At 36.8% G+C, this 18,769-nt stretch carries 8 protein-coding genes; all 8 read right to left on the minus strand.

The genetic code is table 11. The features are described 5' to 3' along the window. Positions 1–125: 125 nt before the first annotated feature. The 8 genes from LNP81_RS20295 to LNP81_RS20330 all read right to left on the minus strand — a co-directional run bounded on the left by LNP81_RS20295 (position 126) and on the right by LNP81_RS20330 (position 18,767). Positions 126–2,357, minus strand: coding sequence for a DUF6055 domain-containing protein (locus LNP81_RS20295; RefSeq protein WP_230039007.1), 2,232 nt, complete (start codon positions 2,355–2,357; stop codon positions 126–128). 196 nt (positions 2,358–2,553) lie between these two features. Then, positions 2,554–4,764 (minus strand): alpha-galactosidase, encoded by a 2,211-nt coding sequence (locus LNP81_RS20300; protein ID WP_230039008.1) that lies wholly within the window; start codon positions 4,762–4,764, stop codon positions 2,554–2,556. Positions 4,765–5,087: 323 nt separating this feature from the next. Continuing rightward, entirely contained in the window at positions 5,088–6,299 is a 1,212-nt protein-coding gene (locus tag LNP81_RS20305; protein WP_230039009.1) for a M24 family metallopeptidase, read from the minus strand. Between the two features lie 181 nt (positions 6,300–6,480). Further along, the gene (locus LNP81_RS20310; protein WP_230039011.1) at positions 6,481–8,625 is read right to left on the minus strand and encodes a family 43 glycosylhydrolase; all 2,145 of its coding nucleotides are present in this window, start codon (positions 8,623–8,625) and stop codon (positions 6,481–6,483) included. A gap of 196 nt (positions 8,626–8,821) precedes the next feature. Then, entirely contained in the window at positions 8,822–10,921 is a 2,100-nt protein-coding gene (locus tag LNP81_RS20315) for a beta-galactosidase (protein WP_230039012.1), read from the minus strand. Positions 10,922–10,923: 2 nt separating this feature from the next. Beyond that, on the minus strand, positions 10,924–13,614 hold the full coding sequence (locus LNP81_RS20320) for a DUF5695 domain-containing protein (protein WP_230039014.1): 2,691 nt from the start codon (positions 13,612–13,614) through the stop codon (positions 10,924–10,926). A gap of 291 nt (positions 13,615–13,905) precedes the next feature. Beyond that, complete coding sequence (locus tag LNP81_RS20325; protein ID WP_230039016.1) at positions 13,906–15,597, minus strand: DUF885 family protein; 1,692 nt, start codon at positions 15,595–15,597, stop codon at positions 13,906–13,908. 119 nt (positions 15,598–15,716) lie between these two features. Further along, a complete protein-coding gene (locus LNP81_RS20330; RefSeq protein ID WP_230039018.1) occupies positions 15,717–18,767 on the minus strand; it encodes a beta-L-arabinofuranosidase domain-containing protein in 3,051 nt (1,016 codons plus the stop codon). Positions 18,768–18,769 lie beyond the last annotated feature (2 nt).

Genomic DNA, 18,769 nt, shown 5'->3' on the forward strand with positions numbered 1-18,769 from the left:
CGGTTTTCCTGTTGAAAGTTATATTGTAACTACAAAATAGTTTCAGCAAGGTTTCAAATATCGAAAAAGGCGTTAATTTATTTAAAATTAACGCCTTTTATTATTAGAGTTTCTATAAATCCTGATTATTCTTTCAAAAATGATTTGCTTATAATTTCACTTCCTTTTTGAATGTTGAGCAAATAAACGCCTTTAATCAAATTACTGCAATTATAAGTAATATCAATTTGGCCTGCTTCATAAACCTTATCTGTAATTGTAGCTAATTTTTGTCCGTTAATATCAAACAATACAATAGTTACTTTTTGTTGTTCTGTTTGCGCAAACGAAATGTTCAGGTTTCCTTTTGTTGGGTTTGGATAAACATTTAAATCTGTTTCCGGATCAGCAGCTACTTTATTAGCACTAAGCGTAGTTACAGTACAGTTGGGTGTGGTGCTAAAAGCCATTTGCGCAGCTGTAAAGTTGGTAAATGTCGCATTAATATCGATGTTAGAAGTATCACTCGCACCTTTACCATCGCAATTGTCTCTTCCGTTTCTCCAATACGGAAATTGTAAATAAACACCCGGTGTAGAGCAACTGCCAATTTCTGCATCGCCGCCTACTACAACTGAACTGCCAAAATCTCCAGCAAACAACATTGCATTTCCTTTTATATTGGCTGTGTTTTTTACAGAACCACCTTCCATCCAGGCGTTACCTTCAACAATGGCGCTGTTTGATAAAGTCGCATTGTACACACAGGCATTGCCTCTTACAATCGCATTGCCGTTTATAGTTCCGCCATCTACCATCGCGTAATCATCGATACGGGCATTTCCTGAAATCGTTCCGCCTCGTACAATTGCATACGGACCTACATATACTGTTGACGCCACAGTTGCATTGTTAGAAACCCAACCGCCTCCATTGGTATGTAAATGTCCGTTTGTTTTAAGAAAACTTCTAAAATTGGCTGCAGGCTGAAATCCTTCCGGAGTAGCATTTGCAATTTTTAATTCATAAGGATATCTTCTTTGTTTTGGGTAACCAACATCCATATTGTAATTGACATGCACTTTTGGCGCTGCAAAAACTACCAGATAAATATTGGCTTCTGTTGAGGTATTAAGCGTAAACGAAGCTTCGCCATCAGTTTTATACATTGGGCTGTAACGCGAAATAGTTCCATCGGTTTTTGTGGTTACAAAACCATAACGCCATCCGGCCTGCGTAGTATTAACCTCTGTATGTCCTTTAAATTTAATAGTAACTTTCTTTTGAGTTCCTGTGCATGTTGGGTATAACGGAATTAGATTCATTCCGTAATCCTGTGGTGCCCAATCGTTGTTGGTATAATATTGGTCGGTAGTTCCCGTAACTTTTGTAAGCAGCGTATATTGTCTGCTGGTATAACGAGGCATATTTGTTTTTATCGCATTGTAAACGTTTCTGATCGTTTTTCCGAAATTACTGGTCGTGTTGATTTGGGAATTCCATTGAATGGGATAATCGAATGCGGCTTGTCGCTGCGCATATCCCCACAAATAATCATCAAGCTGATCCTGCGTAAAACCTTTTAATCGCTTAATCGTTTCAAGCGGATGTTCTTCATTCATAGATTCTGCCCACATTCTTCTCGTAAAATCAAATCCCTCTTTTTCCTGAACATAATACATCAAATGAAAATTGGTATAATGATGTCGATTCGATGACCACATAAAATGTTTGGTCTGGATCCAGCGGGTCAGAGTTCCATCGATTTCTGCCCATTGCGGATAAGCCTGTGCGCGCATAAAATTGGCATGTCCTTCATAAAACGGACTGGCCCAATCATATCCGGCAAATGCTCTTCCGGCACCTGGATTTTCCTGAATGCTCATCATCATTTGCAGTGTATGCGCAAACTCGTGTGATAATGCTCCGCCGTCTCTTGTGGCTTCAGGATGTACGAACATAGCGCCAATAGTATTGCTAAAGGAACTCGCTTGTGCAAAAGCTTCTAATCTGGGATCTGTAGAATTCCAGGTGTTCATCATCATGATAATGATCTTGTATTTCCCGAAATTGGTCGTTGGCGCATTATTTACAAAATGCAAATCTGTGATATAGCGTTTAAAGCTGGTCTCGAGTGTATCTGCAACCGATTGAGGTGTAAATCGTAAGGCAGCATCTGCATATGCCGCAGGATTTGTGCCTACTTTATCGCCCCAATAAAGCACAAAGTTGGTAGACTCATACTTTCTGGTGTTGGATACTTTATTGTAAAATTCATTGTTGGGGTCACTCCATTCTGTGGGAGTAAAAAGCGTTTTCTGTGCAATTGCAAAATAACTGGATAGAAAAACGACAACTAGTAGTAAAAGTTTTTTCATAGTTTATTTAATTAATAGGTTAAGAAATAGCATTCTTTTGTAAATGTAAAAACTACACTAATTGACTTATAAGACAATATTATCTACATTTAATACTATTTTACCTATTTTATAAAATATACTAATCTATTTTACAATAAGTTACAAAACATTAATATTTATATTTAAAAACCAAAATCGCAAAAATTAATACGAATTAATTCTTCAAATCGGCAGCTGTAAGCTCTAATACAACACTGCTTTCCTGTCTTGCAGAAGAAACTTTCAAACCTACTTTCATCAAAAAATCTCCCGAAAAAACATTTCCTGATCCTTCAAAAGTGTTTTTGCCATCGGGCATAAGATTTATTTCTTTGACTTCGTATTTTTTTAAAGGGTCAAGTCCTTCTAATCGTACCAAACTGTAATTAGGATCGGTTAAAGGATGCAAAGTATAAGAGAAAACAACGGACTTTGTTTTATCATGATTCACATACGATAATACTGCCCTGCTTTCTTCATAAGGCGAAATCAAGCGATACAAATCACCTTGCCAAATTACGGGACTTAATCGTTTGTAATTGGCAACTGCTTCCTGGCAAAATTGCAATTCGTTTGGTTTTAATCCGCCTACGTGAATATCAAAACCCAATTTGCCCATCATCGCAACATCGGTTTTAAATTTAATGGATTGATTGCCCATAGAAGTTACGTGATTACAGGTTGCTAATGCCGGATAAAAATTAGAATATCCCCATTGTATAAAAACACGGTCAAACGGATCTGTGTTGTCGCTGGCCCAAAACTCAGTAAAATAATTTAGAAATCCGTAATCGACCCTTCCTCCTCCTCCGGCACAAAGCATCATAGGAAGATCAGGATATTTGGCTTTTATTCGATCCAGAACTTTATACAAACCTTTTGTATATTCAATAAACAAATGCGATTGCTGATTTTTAAGATAGGTAGAATATGCACTGGTCATCATACGATTACAATCCCATTTAAAAAACGCAACACCCTGCTTGGTTTGCATGATATCATCGACAACCTTAAAAACAAAATCCTGAACCTGCGGATTGCATAAATCAAGAACCAATTGTGTGCGATAAATATTCTTTTCTCTGTTAGGTAAACTCAATACCCAATCCGGATGTTTTTCGTACAGTTCAGTTTTTTCGTTGATCATTTCCGGCTCGATCCAGATACCAAATTTCACATTGGTTTCTTTGGCTTTTTCCATCAGAAAACCAATACCATTTGGCAATTTTGACTTTGTTGCCTGCCAGTCGCCTAAACCTGATGTTGAACCGCTTCTTGGGTATTTGTTTCCAAACCATCCATCATCCAGCAAAAACATATCTACGCCCAATGTTTTGGCATCTGTAAACATGTTGGCGAGTTTATTTTCGTCAAAATCAAAAAAGGTTGTTTCCCAATTGTTCAATAAAGTAAGTCGCGGTTTTTCGCCATCTTTAAGGCCGTATTTTCTGGCCCAGGCGTGCAAATTTCTACTCGCCTGACCTTTGCCCTGATTCGAAAAGGTATAAATAAAAACAGGTGTTTTGAATGTTTTTCCGGGCTCTAAATTATACTCGGAAGCAAATTCATTTATACCTGAAATAATTCTCAACTCATTATTGTTATCAATATCAAATGTATACTTGAAGTTTCCCGACCAAGCAATTGTACCAGCAATCACTTCGCCTGTATTTTCGCCTGATTTCGAATTTAAAGAAAGAAAAAAACTAGGTGAAGCAAACATATTGGTTCGAACTCCCAATTTCGAATCGATAACCTTGATGCCTCTTGTAAGCTGACTTTCTTCCATTCGAACTTCCTCAACAACATCACTGTAAAATTGTGTCAGCCAATATTGATCAGCATCCAAATGCAATGCCGAGGAAGCATAATTGTACAGCATTACAGCTTTTTTCTCGTTGTGCTGAATTTCTGTCCAGGATTCGATTACATTTTCTTTGTAGAAAGTTTTATAATGAAGATTGACAAAAACCGGATATTGAGGATCTTTTAATTTGATGATAATCTCAGCTGTATTATCATCAATTTTTTGAATCGTATGGTTTTGATATTCTAATTCTAATGAAGGATTTCCGTCGTTGTGCGTGATTCTAATAGCGGGTTCGAACAAATTATCGGTTCCAAAAGTTGGATATGCCGAATGACGTAAATCAATTAAAGGATTCCCGTCATTGACCACAAAATTCTTGGTATTTTCTTTTGAAACGGCTTCGTATTCGCTACTGTTATTCAGTTTTGTTCCTAAATACGTCTGATACAATTTTTTGTTTTTACCAACCTTAAGCACTAACGCAGAATTTTGAGTTTCGATCTTAATTAAAGAACTTTCCTGCGCCTGAATAGCTGAATATGTAATGGTCAATAATAACAGTAAAAATTGCTTCATTTTTTTTTATTTTATTTAATTAAGATTTAACGAATTACAATACTTTTATCAAGCGTAATATTGTCATTTCGATTGCTAATGATATAATGTTTTTTTCAGGAGCTAATCCCGCTATACGTTTCAATCTTTTGTGCCGAACCCCGGCACAAAAGGATTTCCACTTCTATCGGGGCTAGGGCAATTGTTTTCATACGAACTATTTCCCATTTTTGTCATCCTAGAACGAAGGATCATACGAGAAACTCCACAAAGAAAATCGCCAATCTTTGTAGAATTACTTACGGAGATTTCTCGTTCCTCGAAATGACAAACAGAGTGCATATTTAATATCCAAAAGGATTATCAACACTATGCATTGGCTCAGTAAACCACTTCGCCCCGTTTTCTGTCATGTAAAAATGATCTTCATGACGAATTCCAAATTTCCCCGGAATACAAATCATCGGTTCATTGCTCACGACCATTCCTTCCTGTAATTTTATTTCGCTTCCGCGGACTAAATACGGAAATTCATGAATGTCTAATCCGGTTCCGTGCCCTACTCTGTGCGGTAATCCCGGTAAATCATAATCAGGGCTTAGTCCGGCTTCCGCCAAAGTTTTTCTCGCCGCGTCATCGACAGATCCGCACGAAGCATCGATATTCGCCGCTTCAAAAGCAGCAAATTGAACTTTTTGCTCCAAATTCCAAATGGTTCTGTATTCTTCCGAAGGAGTTCCGTATGCATAAGATCTTGTAATATCAGAAAGATAACCTTCTAATCTACAGCCTGTATCTACAATCACAGCATCATTTTCTTTTAAAGGCTGAGGAACCGAAACGCCATGAGGATATTGTGTATCATCAGCAAATAAAACGATACAGAAATAAGAGCCCGAAGGTATTCCTGCCTTAATATGTGCTTTATTTATAAAATCAACAACTTCGTCGACGGTAATTCCTGGTCGTAATATTTTAGCGGCAGCACGCTGAACCTCCATCGTAATATCTTTTGCTTTTTGAATAATAGCAATTTCATTTTTAGATTTTTGCATTCTGCAAGCGGCCGTAATTTCTTGCGCATTTATAAAAGCATGCGAAGTATTGGCTTTTGAAACTCCATCAACTAAAAAATAAGGCGCAGATTCATCAACGGCAATTCTCCCATACTCAGAGTTTCTGTCATTCAATAATTTACCAAATAAAACATAAGGCGATTCGTGTTCTTCCCAACAATTAATATTGGCCTGAACTTTCATGTATTTCTTAAAAGTACCTTCTTCAAATTTTGGCACTATATATTCTAAAGAACCATCATCAAACAATAAAGCACCAACCATTCTTTCAGAAGCATTCCACTTCGTTCCTGTAAAATAATACAGATTGGTTCCCGCATTCAGGTAAAGTGCCTGAACAGAAAGCTCTTTCATCAATCCAGTTGCTTTTTTTATGCGCTCCAGATATTCCTCCAACTGAATGGGTTGTACATCCTGAGTTCTGTTTTGTATTTTTTCTAATTCGATTGCAGCAGTAGAACCGCCTATACCAATTGTCATTTTTTTCTGTTTTTAGGTTATAAAGTGCTAATTTAAGATAATTCATAAAAACCTAAATTAAACACATAACTATGTTTGAGAAACTTGTTTCTTTTTGATTTACTTTTTTTTTCAAAATCGTTAAATCTATGTTTCTATGTGTTTAAATTAATTGAATTGTATTTATAATTATTGAAGAGAATTATTCTGTTTTAGGTTTTGTCTGTTTCATTAATTCCAATACACCTTTTTGATCAATCGCATAATCGTACAAACGCAAAGAAGCCATAAAACCAGAGAAATTTTCTCCAATATCTGATGCTCCAATGATAATTTTGGCTTTATCAATTGCAGACGATAATAACATATTTTGTGAATTGTCCAGCACACCATCTACATATATTTTCTCTACAACTCCATCAAAAGTCAGCACGATATAATGCCATTTATTCGCCTCTGGAATCGTATTGTAACGCATATCAAAATGACCGTCCAGATGTGGCGCAGCTCCATAATTGCTGCTGTTATAAGCCAAAGCATTGTATGAATTGGCTAAATTAAATTCGTTTCGATCGCACCACGATGCCAGAATTTCTCCTTCTTTGGCAACTTCAGGATTTTTAACCCAGGTTGCGACTGTATAAGAGCCATTCCATGCTAAAGATTTCGGAACTGCTTTATCTAATGTCAATGCTCCGTTTTTAAAATGAAAAGCTTTAATTCCGTCTGGTTTTTCTAAAGTTATTTCACCACTCTTTGTGAAATTTCCGCCAATAGCAACTTTATTCGAAATTGTATTTATGGATGAACTATTTGAAATTTTACTTGCATCAAGATCGACCAATAACTTCTTAGTGCTTTTTACAGCAGGAGGTATTTTCGATGGTACATTTTTTAATGCTAACGGAAGATTAAATAATGAACTATACACTTTAATGTTCCAGACTGCAGCGTAAAGTCCAACTTTTTCAGTCGCTAAAACAGTAAGTTTTATATAACGCGCCGTTACGTCATTATCATCAATCATTGGACTTCCGGCGGTGCTGTTTTTAGATTTATCAGCATATAGTAACCAGTTTTTTCCATTTACGGAATACTCCAGTTTGTATTGGTAATAATAACTCGCAAATTCAAATTGCGTCATTACTCTTTTTATGGTTTGAACAGTTCCCAAATCGATGGTTAAATCCTGAGGTGATGTGTTATTCGCCGCTTTCCACATCGTAGCGTTATTATCATCAGTTGCATACGAGGGTTTATAATCGTAATCGTATTGAGTCGATTTTAAATGATAATAAGATGAAGCTGTTGTTTTTGATCCGAAAGCAATATCCTTTGGTACAGTAGATTTAACAAGATCACTTATACCTTTACTTGTAGGTACTACTTTTTGTATGGTCGAATCATTTTCGAAAATCATTTTATCGATACAAACCTGTCTGGCAAGTCCGCCTCGAGTCATAGGATAATCGTGTTTATGATACACAATATAATAATCGTCTTTATCTTGTAATACAGAATGATGACCGGGACCATGAACGGTTTGGTCTTCATTGGTACTCAAAATTGGATTGTTTTGTCCAGGCGTAAAAGGTCCGTATGGCGAATCGGCATAAGAATAACGAACATTATAAGTTTCGTCATGACAAGAAGCACCGGAATACATTAAAATGTATTTAGACCCTTTTTTCATCATATAAGCCGCTTCAAAAGGCGCAGGAGTTTGCGCAAGCGGAATATTGGTCGAATGAACCATTTCTCCCATCGTTTTTTTGTTTAATTCTCCAACAGCGTATCCGCCGTTGTAATGCACCCAGGTTCCCCAATAACCATATATTTTACCATCGGTGTCTTTAAAAAACTGCGCATCCAGAGACGGATAACCTTCTCTTGGATATCCGTTTGAAATTACGGGAACATCCTGTTCGCTTAATTTTTTCCACGGACCAACAGGAGTATCTGCAACATAACCGTAAATATTACAGCCTATTTCGCAATTTCCAAAATACAAATAATATTTACCATCGTCTCCTTCTACAATATCCGGAGCCCAGAAATTCGTAATCGATTTTGCTGAAAATGAAGGAATTTCCATAATATAATTGAACCAATTCTTGAAGTCTTTACTATACCAGACTGTAGGCGCGCCAGATGCCAGCATTTCATTATCTGTAGTGGCATAGATATAATAAATATCGCCAAACTTTTTAATGGTAGGATCAGCAAACCAACCCGGCAAAATAGGATTTCCGGCTCCGGGTGTGTTTACAGGGATATCTTTTTGAGCAAAAACAGTTCCTGTAAAGACAAGTATGATAAGACTGTAAAATAGTTTCTTTTTCAGCATTGTAATTATTTTAGCAATATTAAATGGCACGCAGATCACACGGATTTGCTTTGCAAAAACGCGGATTTGTACGGATTTTTTATTTTATGTTCAAAAAACTTCATTGGTAGCGGAGCCGAGACTTTTTATAAAAACGAGGGCTTCGACTCCGCTCAGCCTGACAAGCATTATCTAATTTATATTTAAATAAATTCTATTAATATTTCCAAACCAACACATCAGCGGTTTTTATTGCTTTGGTTCCAATAATGATTTTTGCTTTTTCCGGTAAATTCATATTATAAACCTTATCAGAATAATTGACTGCAATACCAAATCCATCGCGATATTCGACCATAATTCCTTCCGGATAATTTTCTATAAGGGCATTTTGTTTTTGGTACAACTTTCTTAATACCTGTTTTTCAAGTTCACCGTTTTTAGAATCTACACCAATATACGTTACAGTTCCTTTACCTAAATTACGCGAAATAATAGCGGGTGTTCCAGCATAAAAATCTCCTTCGTAAGTGGCCCAAACTTCGGTTTCTTTATTAGGTTTTAATAAATCTCCCCAACTGGTCCAGGCAAATTCCTGATTATTAAATTTAATAACGCCCGGAGATTGCGGCATTAATAAATCATATGATTCTATTTGGGATCCTATTAAATTCCACATTGGCTCATAAAACTTTGCTTCCCAAAGATGCCCCTGACGATTTTGAATTCCGGATCGGCAACTTAATATTAAATTCCCTCCGTTTTTGGCATACAAAGTTAGTTTATCTATCATTTTTTGATCCATCATCTGATAAGCAGGTACTATCAAAAAAGGATATTTAGAAAAATTAGTGGTGTCACGAACAAAGTCTACCGGAGCACCAAAAGATTTCGTCGCTCTGTAATATTTTAAAAAGTGTCCAATAGTATTCCACTCTTTTGTTTGCTTGTTTAATTCAATCCCCATTACATTATCCGGATTGAACAGAATTCCCGTTTTTCGCTTTAAATAATAATCCGGCAATGTTGCCTTAGCATCATACTTTTTTCGCAACGTATCAATTTCTTTTATAAACTGACCAAATTCATTACCACCTACCGTTGGCGTTACACCATCTGTACCTACAATTCCGTAGTGAAATTGCTCGTAACCGTACAATGGCGCACGAAAACGATACGTACACGTAAATTTACTTCCTCCGGCAAAAACATGCCACAACCACATACGAACACTTCCCGGCAACGGCTGCGGATTAATACTGCCCCAGTTTACTTGTCCAGGCTGTAATTCCATACAACCATACATTCCTTTTAAAGGTCGGAAAAAGTCATTCGACATTCCAATACTGGTATAATCGCCTAAACGATATCCTTTTGAACCTATTCCTAAACTTCCTCCGTAGACCAAATATCTTGTGTAACAATCAAAATCCAGTTCTTTAGACATTCCAACAAAACTTTCATCGTAATTGGATCTGTAATTAGACGTAATCCATTGGTCTTTGCTTACCAATTTGCGTATCGTAACTGCCTGACTGTCCAGAAAAGTGGCGGTTTCCTCATCAGCAAATCGATAATGATCTAATTGCGAATGCAGGTTCATTCCCCATTCTTTATGCAACGGAATATTAATTTGACTAAAGTCAGAATAAGTGCCGCTCCAGAAATTGTTTCCCCACGCCTGATTTAAGGCATCAATAGTTTTATATTTTGTCTTTAGCCAATTGCGATAGCGTTGTTGCGCATCTGCACCATAATCCAGAAAACGGGATGGCTCGTTGTCGACCTGCCAACCGATAATATTTTTATTATTACCATATTTTTTGGCCAATTGTTCGATCATTTTTAAAGAATAAGAACGATAATAATTACTTGAAAACGATGCGTGTTGTCTCGAACCATGATCGGTTTTAGTACCATCTTCATAAGTTGAAAGAATATCCGGATGCTGGCGAACGAGCCATACCGGAGGCGTGGCTGTCGACGTACACATAATAATTTTCAACTTATATTTTGCAGCAATTTCAACCGCTTTATCCAGCCATTTAAAATCATAAACACCTTCCTGTGGTTCTAATTGCGCCCAGGCAAATTCTCCAAAATGGGTAAATTCGAAACCCATTTCGGCAATTTTTTTCAAATCACGATCCCATTGACTCTGATCCCAATGTTCAGGATAATAATAAACTCCAACTGTTGTCAGGTCTTTTTTGGGAAAAAATCTATCGAAATTTTGTGCACTGGAATTTAAACCGGCAACTATTCCAAATAAAACAAATAGTAGCTTTTTGAAAAGATGTTTTGATTGCTGTTTCATTCTTATAATTTAATTTGAATTGCTTTTGTTTTCAACGCAATTTTATACGCTCCTCTTACTTTTTCGTAAGGCAATTTTACCTCTTTATCGATTCTTAAATAAGCATCTGGTGTATACGCTGTTTTAGGATCTAAAGTAATTTTTACTTCATCCGTTTTAGTATTGTAACTTACTTTATTAAATGTTCCTGCATCTAATGTCAGCCACATTTTTTTTGCCCCAATGAATACTTTAGATTTAGCTGCTGTTGTAATTTCTACTTCGACTTCATCGCCTTTTTCTTTTAAATTTCCTCCAAAAGCCAACCAGCCCAAATCTTTTTCATTCGTTATAAATGTTGCTGTATTTACCGCATAACCAAAGAAACCAGAACCATAATCACCAGATAAATAATCGATTCTAAGCGTTTCAGGATAAGAGTGAAAAGCCGATGGCCCAAAACCATCTTCGGTAATATTTGAAATTCCTCCTAATAATCCGCCGTAACCTACTTTTAGCAAATGAAAATCTTCAGGTGTTTTTCTGAATTGTTCCAAAACCGGAATCGCATTCAGCGCTGAGCCATAATGATGAATCTGACGTTCTACTCTCGACAATTTTCCTCCATATAGAAAGTCCCAATACCTGCGCGCGTTTCCGTTATAAGCCCAGTTAGGCATTGTTGGCATATAGGCTAAAATAGCATCCAGCGTGATCTTTGCTTTGTCATTGTATCCAAAATAATCCGACCACATATATACTTCTTCCTGACCTGTAGAATCCCAAGGCATTTCACTTCCAAAAGGATAATTTAGCGTTCGCCAATGATCGGCTCTTGCTTTCATTTTAGCTTCCAGATTATTCGCCATTTCGGTATATCCTTCGGTTTTTAGATCTTTTAAAATCAATAAAAAAACCGTTCCTTCCATTTGTCCAAACTGCGCATAATAAGGCGCCAGAGTTGTCATTGCAATACTGGTTTCGTAGGCATTTTTTAAATACCAATCCCAGCTGTGATTTGTTACCAAACCTTTGTGGTATCTGGCCAAACGATACATCGTCCAGTGTGCAGCGGCAACGTGTGGGTAATTATACGATCTTCCCGGATCATCAGATCCTTTTTTATCCCATGCAGCCCATGTTTTATAATTTACATCTTTACTGTAAGTTCCTTCCGGCATTAAAGTAGGTTCGTAATAAAAAACACTCTTTTTAACACCATATTTAAGCGTATCTGCTGTGTTATACTGAATTCCGCCCCACAACGTTTTGTCAACAAATTGCTCCAGTTTTACTATTTCTTCTTTATTCGGTTCTATCAATTGTTTCATAATAGCACCCAACCAGCCTCCTGCTCCACCTTCGTCACTTAAACCCGCAATCCATACACGACTGTCCTGACTTACTTGTTTTTTAGTTTCATAATCATACGAGATTACCGAAGGGTTTCTGTGAAAAGGATCGTTTTTCTCGTCAAACCATTGTGCGGTTGTAGAGAAATGACCAAAATCTGCCACAACATCTTTTTCAGCTTTTATTACTTTATAATTAATAGTTTGCTGTAAACCATCTTCATAAGTTACCGTCAATCTGGCTCTGCCCCATTTTTTTCCGTTTACTTTGTATTGAAAATATCCTTTATCATTTTTTCCTTTTGCCTCAATTGCCAAAGCGCCTTCCGGTTCAATTTTAAAAGATTTAACGGCTTTTTTGTATTGTAAAAATAGCTGTCCATCAACATCTTGCGGCAATACATATCCGGGAACTCCTATTGCTAGCGGACGTTCTTTTTCGATTAATGTTTTTTGGATGTTTTTAATTTCATCAACCAAAACCAATTTCAATGAAAAGTTTTTTGAAGCTCCGGACTCAAGTACTGTCGAAGAAGGAGTATTCCATTGTTCTGCCGATTTCCATTCATTTTCAGCATAGGCTTTACTCAATGGCATCCATTCATGAAATCCTTCAAAAACGATACTTCTTGGCGTAGCGTCATCCAATAACGGACGATAGGCTTCAAATGGCATATTTTCCTCAGGAAGTAATAACAATGCCGGACCGTGACCGCTTAATCTTTTTACTTCAAGATAACCGGCATCTTTACCAATATAAGGATCAAAAAATACATTATGCGCATGTGTTTCATCCAATGATTTTCCTTCGAGAATATTATTAAAAACCATAGGAATTCCCAAAGCTCCAATTTCTATTGCTGCGCCTGAAGTATTCGTAATTTCAAAACGCATTACCAAATCTCCGTTTTTATCTTCGTAATAACGTTTTACGCTAAGCGGAGTTCCTGCCGGAAAAGTATTCGAAAGATCGGCTGCCGCCAATGTAGTTCCGGAAACTGAAAGTTCTTTTACCGAAGCACGTTTGGCAGCACTCGAATAATTTTTCCAAGCTCCGGTGGCGTCTTTAATTCTAAAATTAATATCTCCCAATTGGTAAAGTCCGTCTTTGTCTCTTATCGAAAGTCGCTCACCCGGAGTAAAATCAAAGGTTTTATCTGTCGCAGGAGACAAAGCAGCTACCGTTTGAGATGATTTTAATAATTTAAGCTGAAATGATTTGGTGCTCACATTAATGAATCCTTTATCTATCTCCAATGTCGATTTTTCGGCTTTGATTTTATCCCAATACTCCTGCGCTTGCAGATTATTTGAAGCCATTGAGCAACAAATCATCACGGCTAATAATGTTGTTTTTTTCATATTTCTTATTATTTAAAAAATCTAAACAGACTTTATTTATTCTTTTTATTTATACTTTTTAGAGATGAATTTTATTCTAATTAATTCAAGTTGCTAATGGCAATGTCATTAAGTCAAAATTTTACATAACCGCTTTGCGATCTTAAAGCAAAGCGCAATTCATAAAGCTTTGTAAACTTTACGGAATCCTTTGCGAACTTTGCGGTAAAATTTTATTTTTTGCTTTTTAAAAAACTTAACTTAATGACATGTCCATAAGGACTATACTTATTACATACCAACTTCAATTAATTATTTAAAATCAGTCGAAAACTTCCAATTCGTTTTATAATCTTCAGCAACAGGTAAATCTTCTAATATAATTCTGAGCATTTCGACCGGCATTATGTTTTCTTTTAAAACGCGGTCGTGAAATTGTTTTTCTGTCCAACCTTTGGCCAGTAATTCGTTTCTTAAAGCATAAAACTGTAATCCACCTGTCATATAAGCAACCTGATATAATGGTGCATCTCCACTGGCAAAAGAACGTCTTACTTCGGCCTCTGCATTGGCTCTTTCATGCCCTACTTCGTTTACTAACAAATCAATGCATTGTTGTGGCGTCATTTCTCCCAAATGGTATTTTAATGAAAAAATGATTCGGGCACAACGGTGAATTCTCCAGAATAACATTCCTAATTTTTGTTCCGGCGTTTGCGGAAATTGTTTGTTCCAAAGATTGATTTCCCAATACAAAGCCCAGCCTTCCATCCAAAACGGAGTATCAAAAGGCTGTCTGTACGATTTGTAACGGCTGTTCATGAAAAACTGCAAATTATGTCCCGGCAATAATTCGTGCTGTACGGTCGCAAAAGAAAAGTTCGGATTATTGCCACGCATACTCATCAGCTTGTCTTTCTGATCCATATCTTCGGTTGGATACGAAATACTGATTTCCCATCCTCCGGTAAAAAACGGATTTATCTTCTGGCGTTCCGGTGTCATCATAATCATTTGCCAGGTTTCTTTTGTCAAATCCGGTAAAGTGATTAAGTCCCTGTCTTCTATGAATTTAACCGACTGAGTGTATAAATCAGTTATCGCTTGTGGTTGTTCTCCTGCAGGAACGTAAGTATCTTTTACATGTTCCAGCGCTTTTTTCCAATCGCTTCCGTAACCTAATTCTGTCGATGCTTTTATCATTTCTTTTTTGCACCATTCAAATTGATTTTGTGCAATAGCAATAAGTTCTTCAGGGGAATATGGAATATATTCATACGATAAACTTTTGATAATAGCTTCTCTGCCAATTGGTTTTCCTATAATGCCGCTTCCGTCATCTTTTACGCTGTTTTTAGAATAGTTTCCTCTTAAAAATTCTTCGTAAACTTTAAGTTTATCCGATAGGTTTTTATACGGTTTCTGCATCCACCAGGTAAAATCAGGATCGTAACTATAATAAAATTCATAAGCTTCTTTTAATGATTTCTCGAAAGAAACGACTGACTTCGCTGCTTTGTCTGCTGCGAACCAATCTTTAAAAGGTTTATTTTTTAAGACCTCCGTTTTTTTATCAATACTAATTCCGGCAAGGTCAAATGCTTTTGCCAACTGACTCGAAACGGGTCTTTTGCCTCTTCTTCTTTCTTTGATAAAAAGAGTAATATCATCTGAAAAATCCAATACCGAAGCGACTTCTTTATACCCTTTATATTCTATTTGTAAAAAGTAATTCTCTTTATTAATTAGATTTTTCAACAGCAAATAATCTACTTTTCCGTCTTTAGATAAATTTTTAAAATCGATCGCTTTTACAGTTTTTTCCCAATCGGCATAAAACTTTGAAAATCGAACATAATATTCTTCTGATTCATTGTTCGAATAAAAATTCTGCAAGGCTGTTTTATCTGCCTGAAAAGTATTTATAACATCAATAAGGTCGTTTGCAAATGATGGAACTGCCATTGCTAAAAATAAAAAAAGGGTTAGGAAATATTTTTTCATGTTTTTGGTTTGATGATTCTGAATGTTTTTTTTGCCACAGATTAAAGGATTAAAATGATTTTTTAATCAGTGCGAATCTGTGTAATCTGTGGCATTATTTTTTAGCTCTTTTTAATAAACTATTTCAGCGTAACATCCAGATAAACAGAATGGCGGCCATAGCTTTCGTAAAATGGTTTGTATACAATTCCGTCGATAGTAAATTCTAATTTCTTAGGATTTCCCTGTATTGATTTACTAATATCTTTAACATCTAAGGTAACTTTACGCCAGTCTTTTCTTGGTTCAGGTTCCTGTGCTGCAAGCAATATTGGTCCGTAAAATAAACTCGCGATATTTTGCTGATCCATTACCGATTCTAAGTGAAACTGAAACGGCATGCGCAATTCAATTGCGTCTCCGTCTTTCCATTTTCTATTCAAAGTAAGATAGCTTCCGGGTTGGGCTTTTACTTTTTCCTCTTTACCATTTATCTTTACAAAAAATCCTTTGGTTGCCCAATGCGGTACGCGAACTTTTATGTCAAATTTGCCATTTCCTTTAATGGTCAATCGGGTAAAATCTTCATTAGGAAAATCTGTTGTTTGTACTATGGTTACCTTTTTTTCTGTCCATTCTAAAGTGGATGGTACGTAAAGGTTGACATACAATGTATTGGTGTCTGTACTTTTAAAATAAATCGAATTTTGAAATTTTGTATTACTCTCAATTGCCGTTCCGTTACAGCAGGTAAATCCTGTCATGTGTGCATTACCAAACTGTTTTACAGAACCCGGTCTTAACGGTACGTGATACGTATTGGCAGGACTATCTTGTGCCACAGAAGCCAGAATATGATTGTAAAGACCACGCTCATAATAATCCATATATTCTGCACGCTGATCATAAAGGAACAAATCTCCTGTTAGTTTCAGCATATTGTAAGTCGCACAAGTCTCATTTTGACCTCCCGATGAAAAACCATTTTCGTAAATCGTAGCCGGCTGGCTTATAAAACATTCTGCATTGGCAGGATTTCTTGCTCCTGCAACACCCCCAATCGTATACATATAGTCGTTTACGGTTTTGTACCAAAAGTTATCAGCTACGTTGTAATATTCAGGCGTATTAGAATCGCGGTACATTTCGAGCGCTCCCATAATTTGCGGAATGTGCTGATTGGCATGCAATCCGCGGAAAGTGTCTACATTTTTTGCCAGTCCGTGTGAGTGTTTTGCATCGCCGTAAAACACTTTGATGTTATCGAATAATTGGGCTACTTCCAGATAATGAGGATCTTTTGTGATTCTGTACAATCTTGCCATGGCTTCGTTCATTCCGCCAAATTCTCCTGCTATATACCTATTCCACATACTAATAAGCGTTTCGGTAGGTAGTTTTTTCATACGCGCATACACCCAGTCTCCCATGCCTTTGGCTGTTTCAAGCGCTTTTTCGTTTCCGCTTACTTCGTAAACATCCATCAATCCGGCAAGGATTTTATGTAATGTATAATAAGGTGCCCAAATTTGAGTTTTTTGTCCTCCGTAAGTTGCTCCGTTTTCGAGCATAATAAACTGATCTGGCGGATAGGCACTAATGAAACCTTTACCCCAATTCCAATAATCAGTACGAATACCTTCAGGACTTAAATCTGAATCGTAACTTGTTTTTCCAGGACCAAAAGGAACTTCCGTAGGATCTGACACAGATTTACCTCCGGCTTCCTTTGGTTTTCCTGAAAGCTGTTCTAAGTCGTACAATGTATTGACCATGTACTCCATTTTTTCCTTAAAATTCGCCTGAAGCGTTTTATCATAACCTGTACTTGCATAGGCCTGAGCAATGGCCGTTAAGTAATGTCCGGTTGCATGTCCGCGTAATTTGGTTTCTTGTGTATCCCAAACTCCAAGTGGTTCTGCTCCTGTTGGCTGTGCTTGTCCAAAAGCATTGCGAAACATATATAAAAAAGAATCCGGATCTGTAGTGGCAAGTGTTGTGATGAATTTATCGCGGTTCTCTATAAATTTTGTCTGGTTTCCGTCAAGATCATTATTCAAAGAAACCTGATCAAGATGAAATACTTCTAATTTACGTTGTGGTGTTGCAACTTCTTTTGCAGCGATTACTTTTACAAGGGCTTTTGGTTTTAAATCGGTTCCGGGAATGATTCCGGTTACGGTATATTGACCTGTTTTTAGTACCTGACTATTGTCTGTTGGTGCCGGCCAGATTACACGAACTTCCGGTCCCTGAACGCCATCTTTGTAAACTCCTTTTATATAACTTGGTAATCTAGGCAGAAACCCTACTCCGGTTGTTACTGAAATGTCTGAAACGCTGGTTAAATATTGATTATAGAGTTGCGGACTTGTTTTAGAAAACGACGGAAGATCTTTTGCTTGTTCTTCTCCTGATTCTTCTTCCTTCTCTTCTTTTAAAGAATTATGATAGATTCTGGCCACTTGTTTATCGTTTAAAGGAATACGATAGATTCTAAAATCATGTAGTTTAGCATTAAGAGAAGCGGTTTCTGATGTTAATGATTTACCAATGTAAAGCACATTTTTATCTCCTGATTTATTATCGAAAATCTGATCTAAATTGAGTGCTACATTTTTAGTTTCGCTTACCTGTACACCATTCACGAAAGTGGTAATAGATTTAGATGGAATATTGATCACAACGGCCACATGATACCATTTGTCTTTTTCAAGAGCTGGTGCATTTGCTTTGTATTTTGCTCCTGCTCCATTATTTATTTCAGCCTGAAATCCTCCATCAGTTGCTATTGGTTCAGCAAAAAAATGAGCATTGGCACTTTTTCCAAAATCAAAAAATATTTGCCCTTTTTGTGCAGATCGCAGGAAAATCCAGCCTGTAATACTTACAGATTCTTCTCCTACTAATGCATCACCCGGTAGTGTTACAAAAGCTTTGGCATCTGCCGGTAAAGACAATACTTTACCAAACTGTTCGTCATTTACAAATTTGGCTTGTGATTCCTGAATTTTTCCGTGTAAATTATTTCTTGACCAATCCTTTGCATTTCCGTCAAATATATAGCGCGCTATCAATCCTGTCTCACCAATTCCGTCTAAAATCTGATCGCCTCCTTGTGCCATTACTGTAGTTGAACAGGATGCCCAAAAACTTAACAATACACAAATAAATAGCCTATATCTTGTCATAA

Source organism: Flavobacterium piscisymbiosum, from assembly GCF_020905295.1.
GTDB lineage: Bacteria > Bacteroidota > Bacteroidia > Flavobacteriales > Flavobacteriaceae > Flavobacterium > Flavobacterium piscisymbiosum.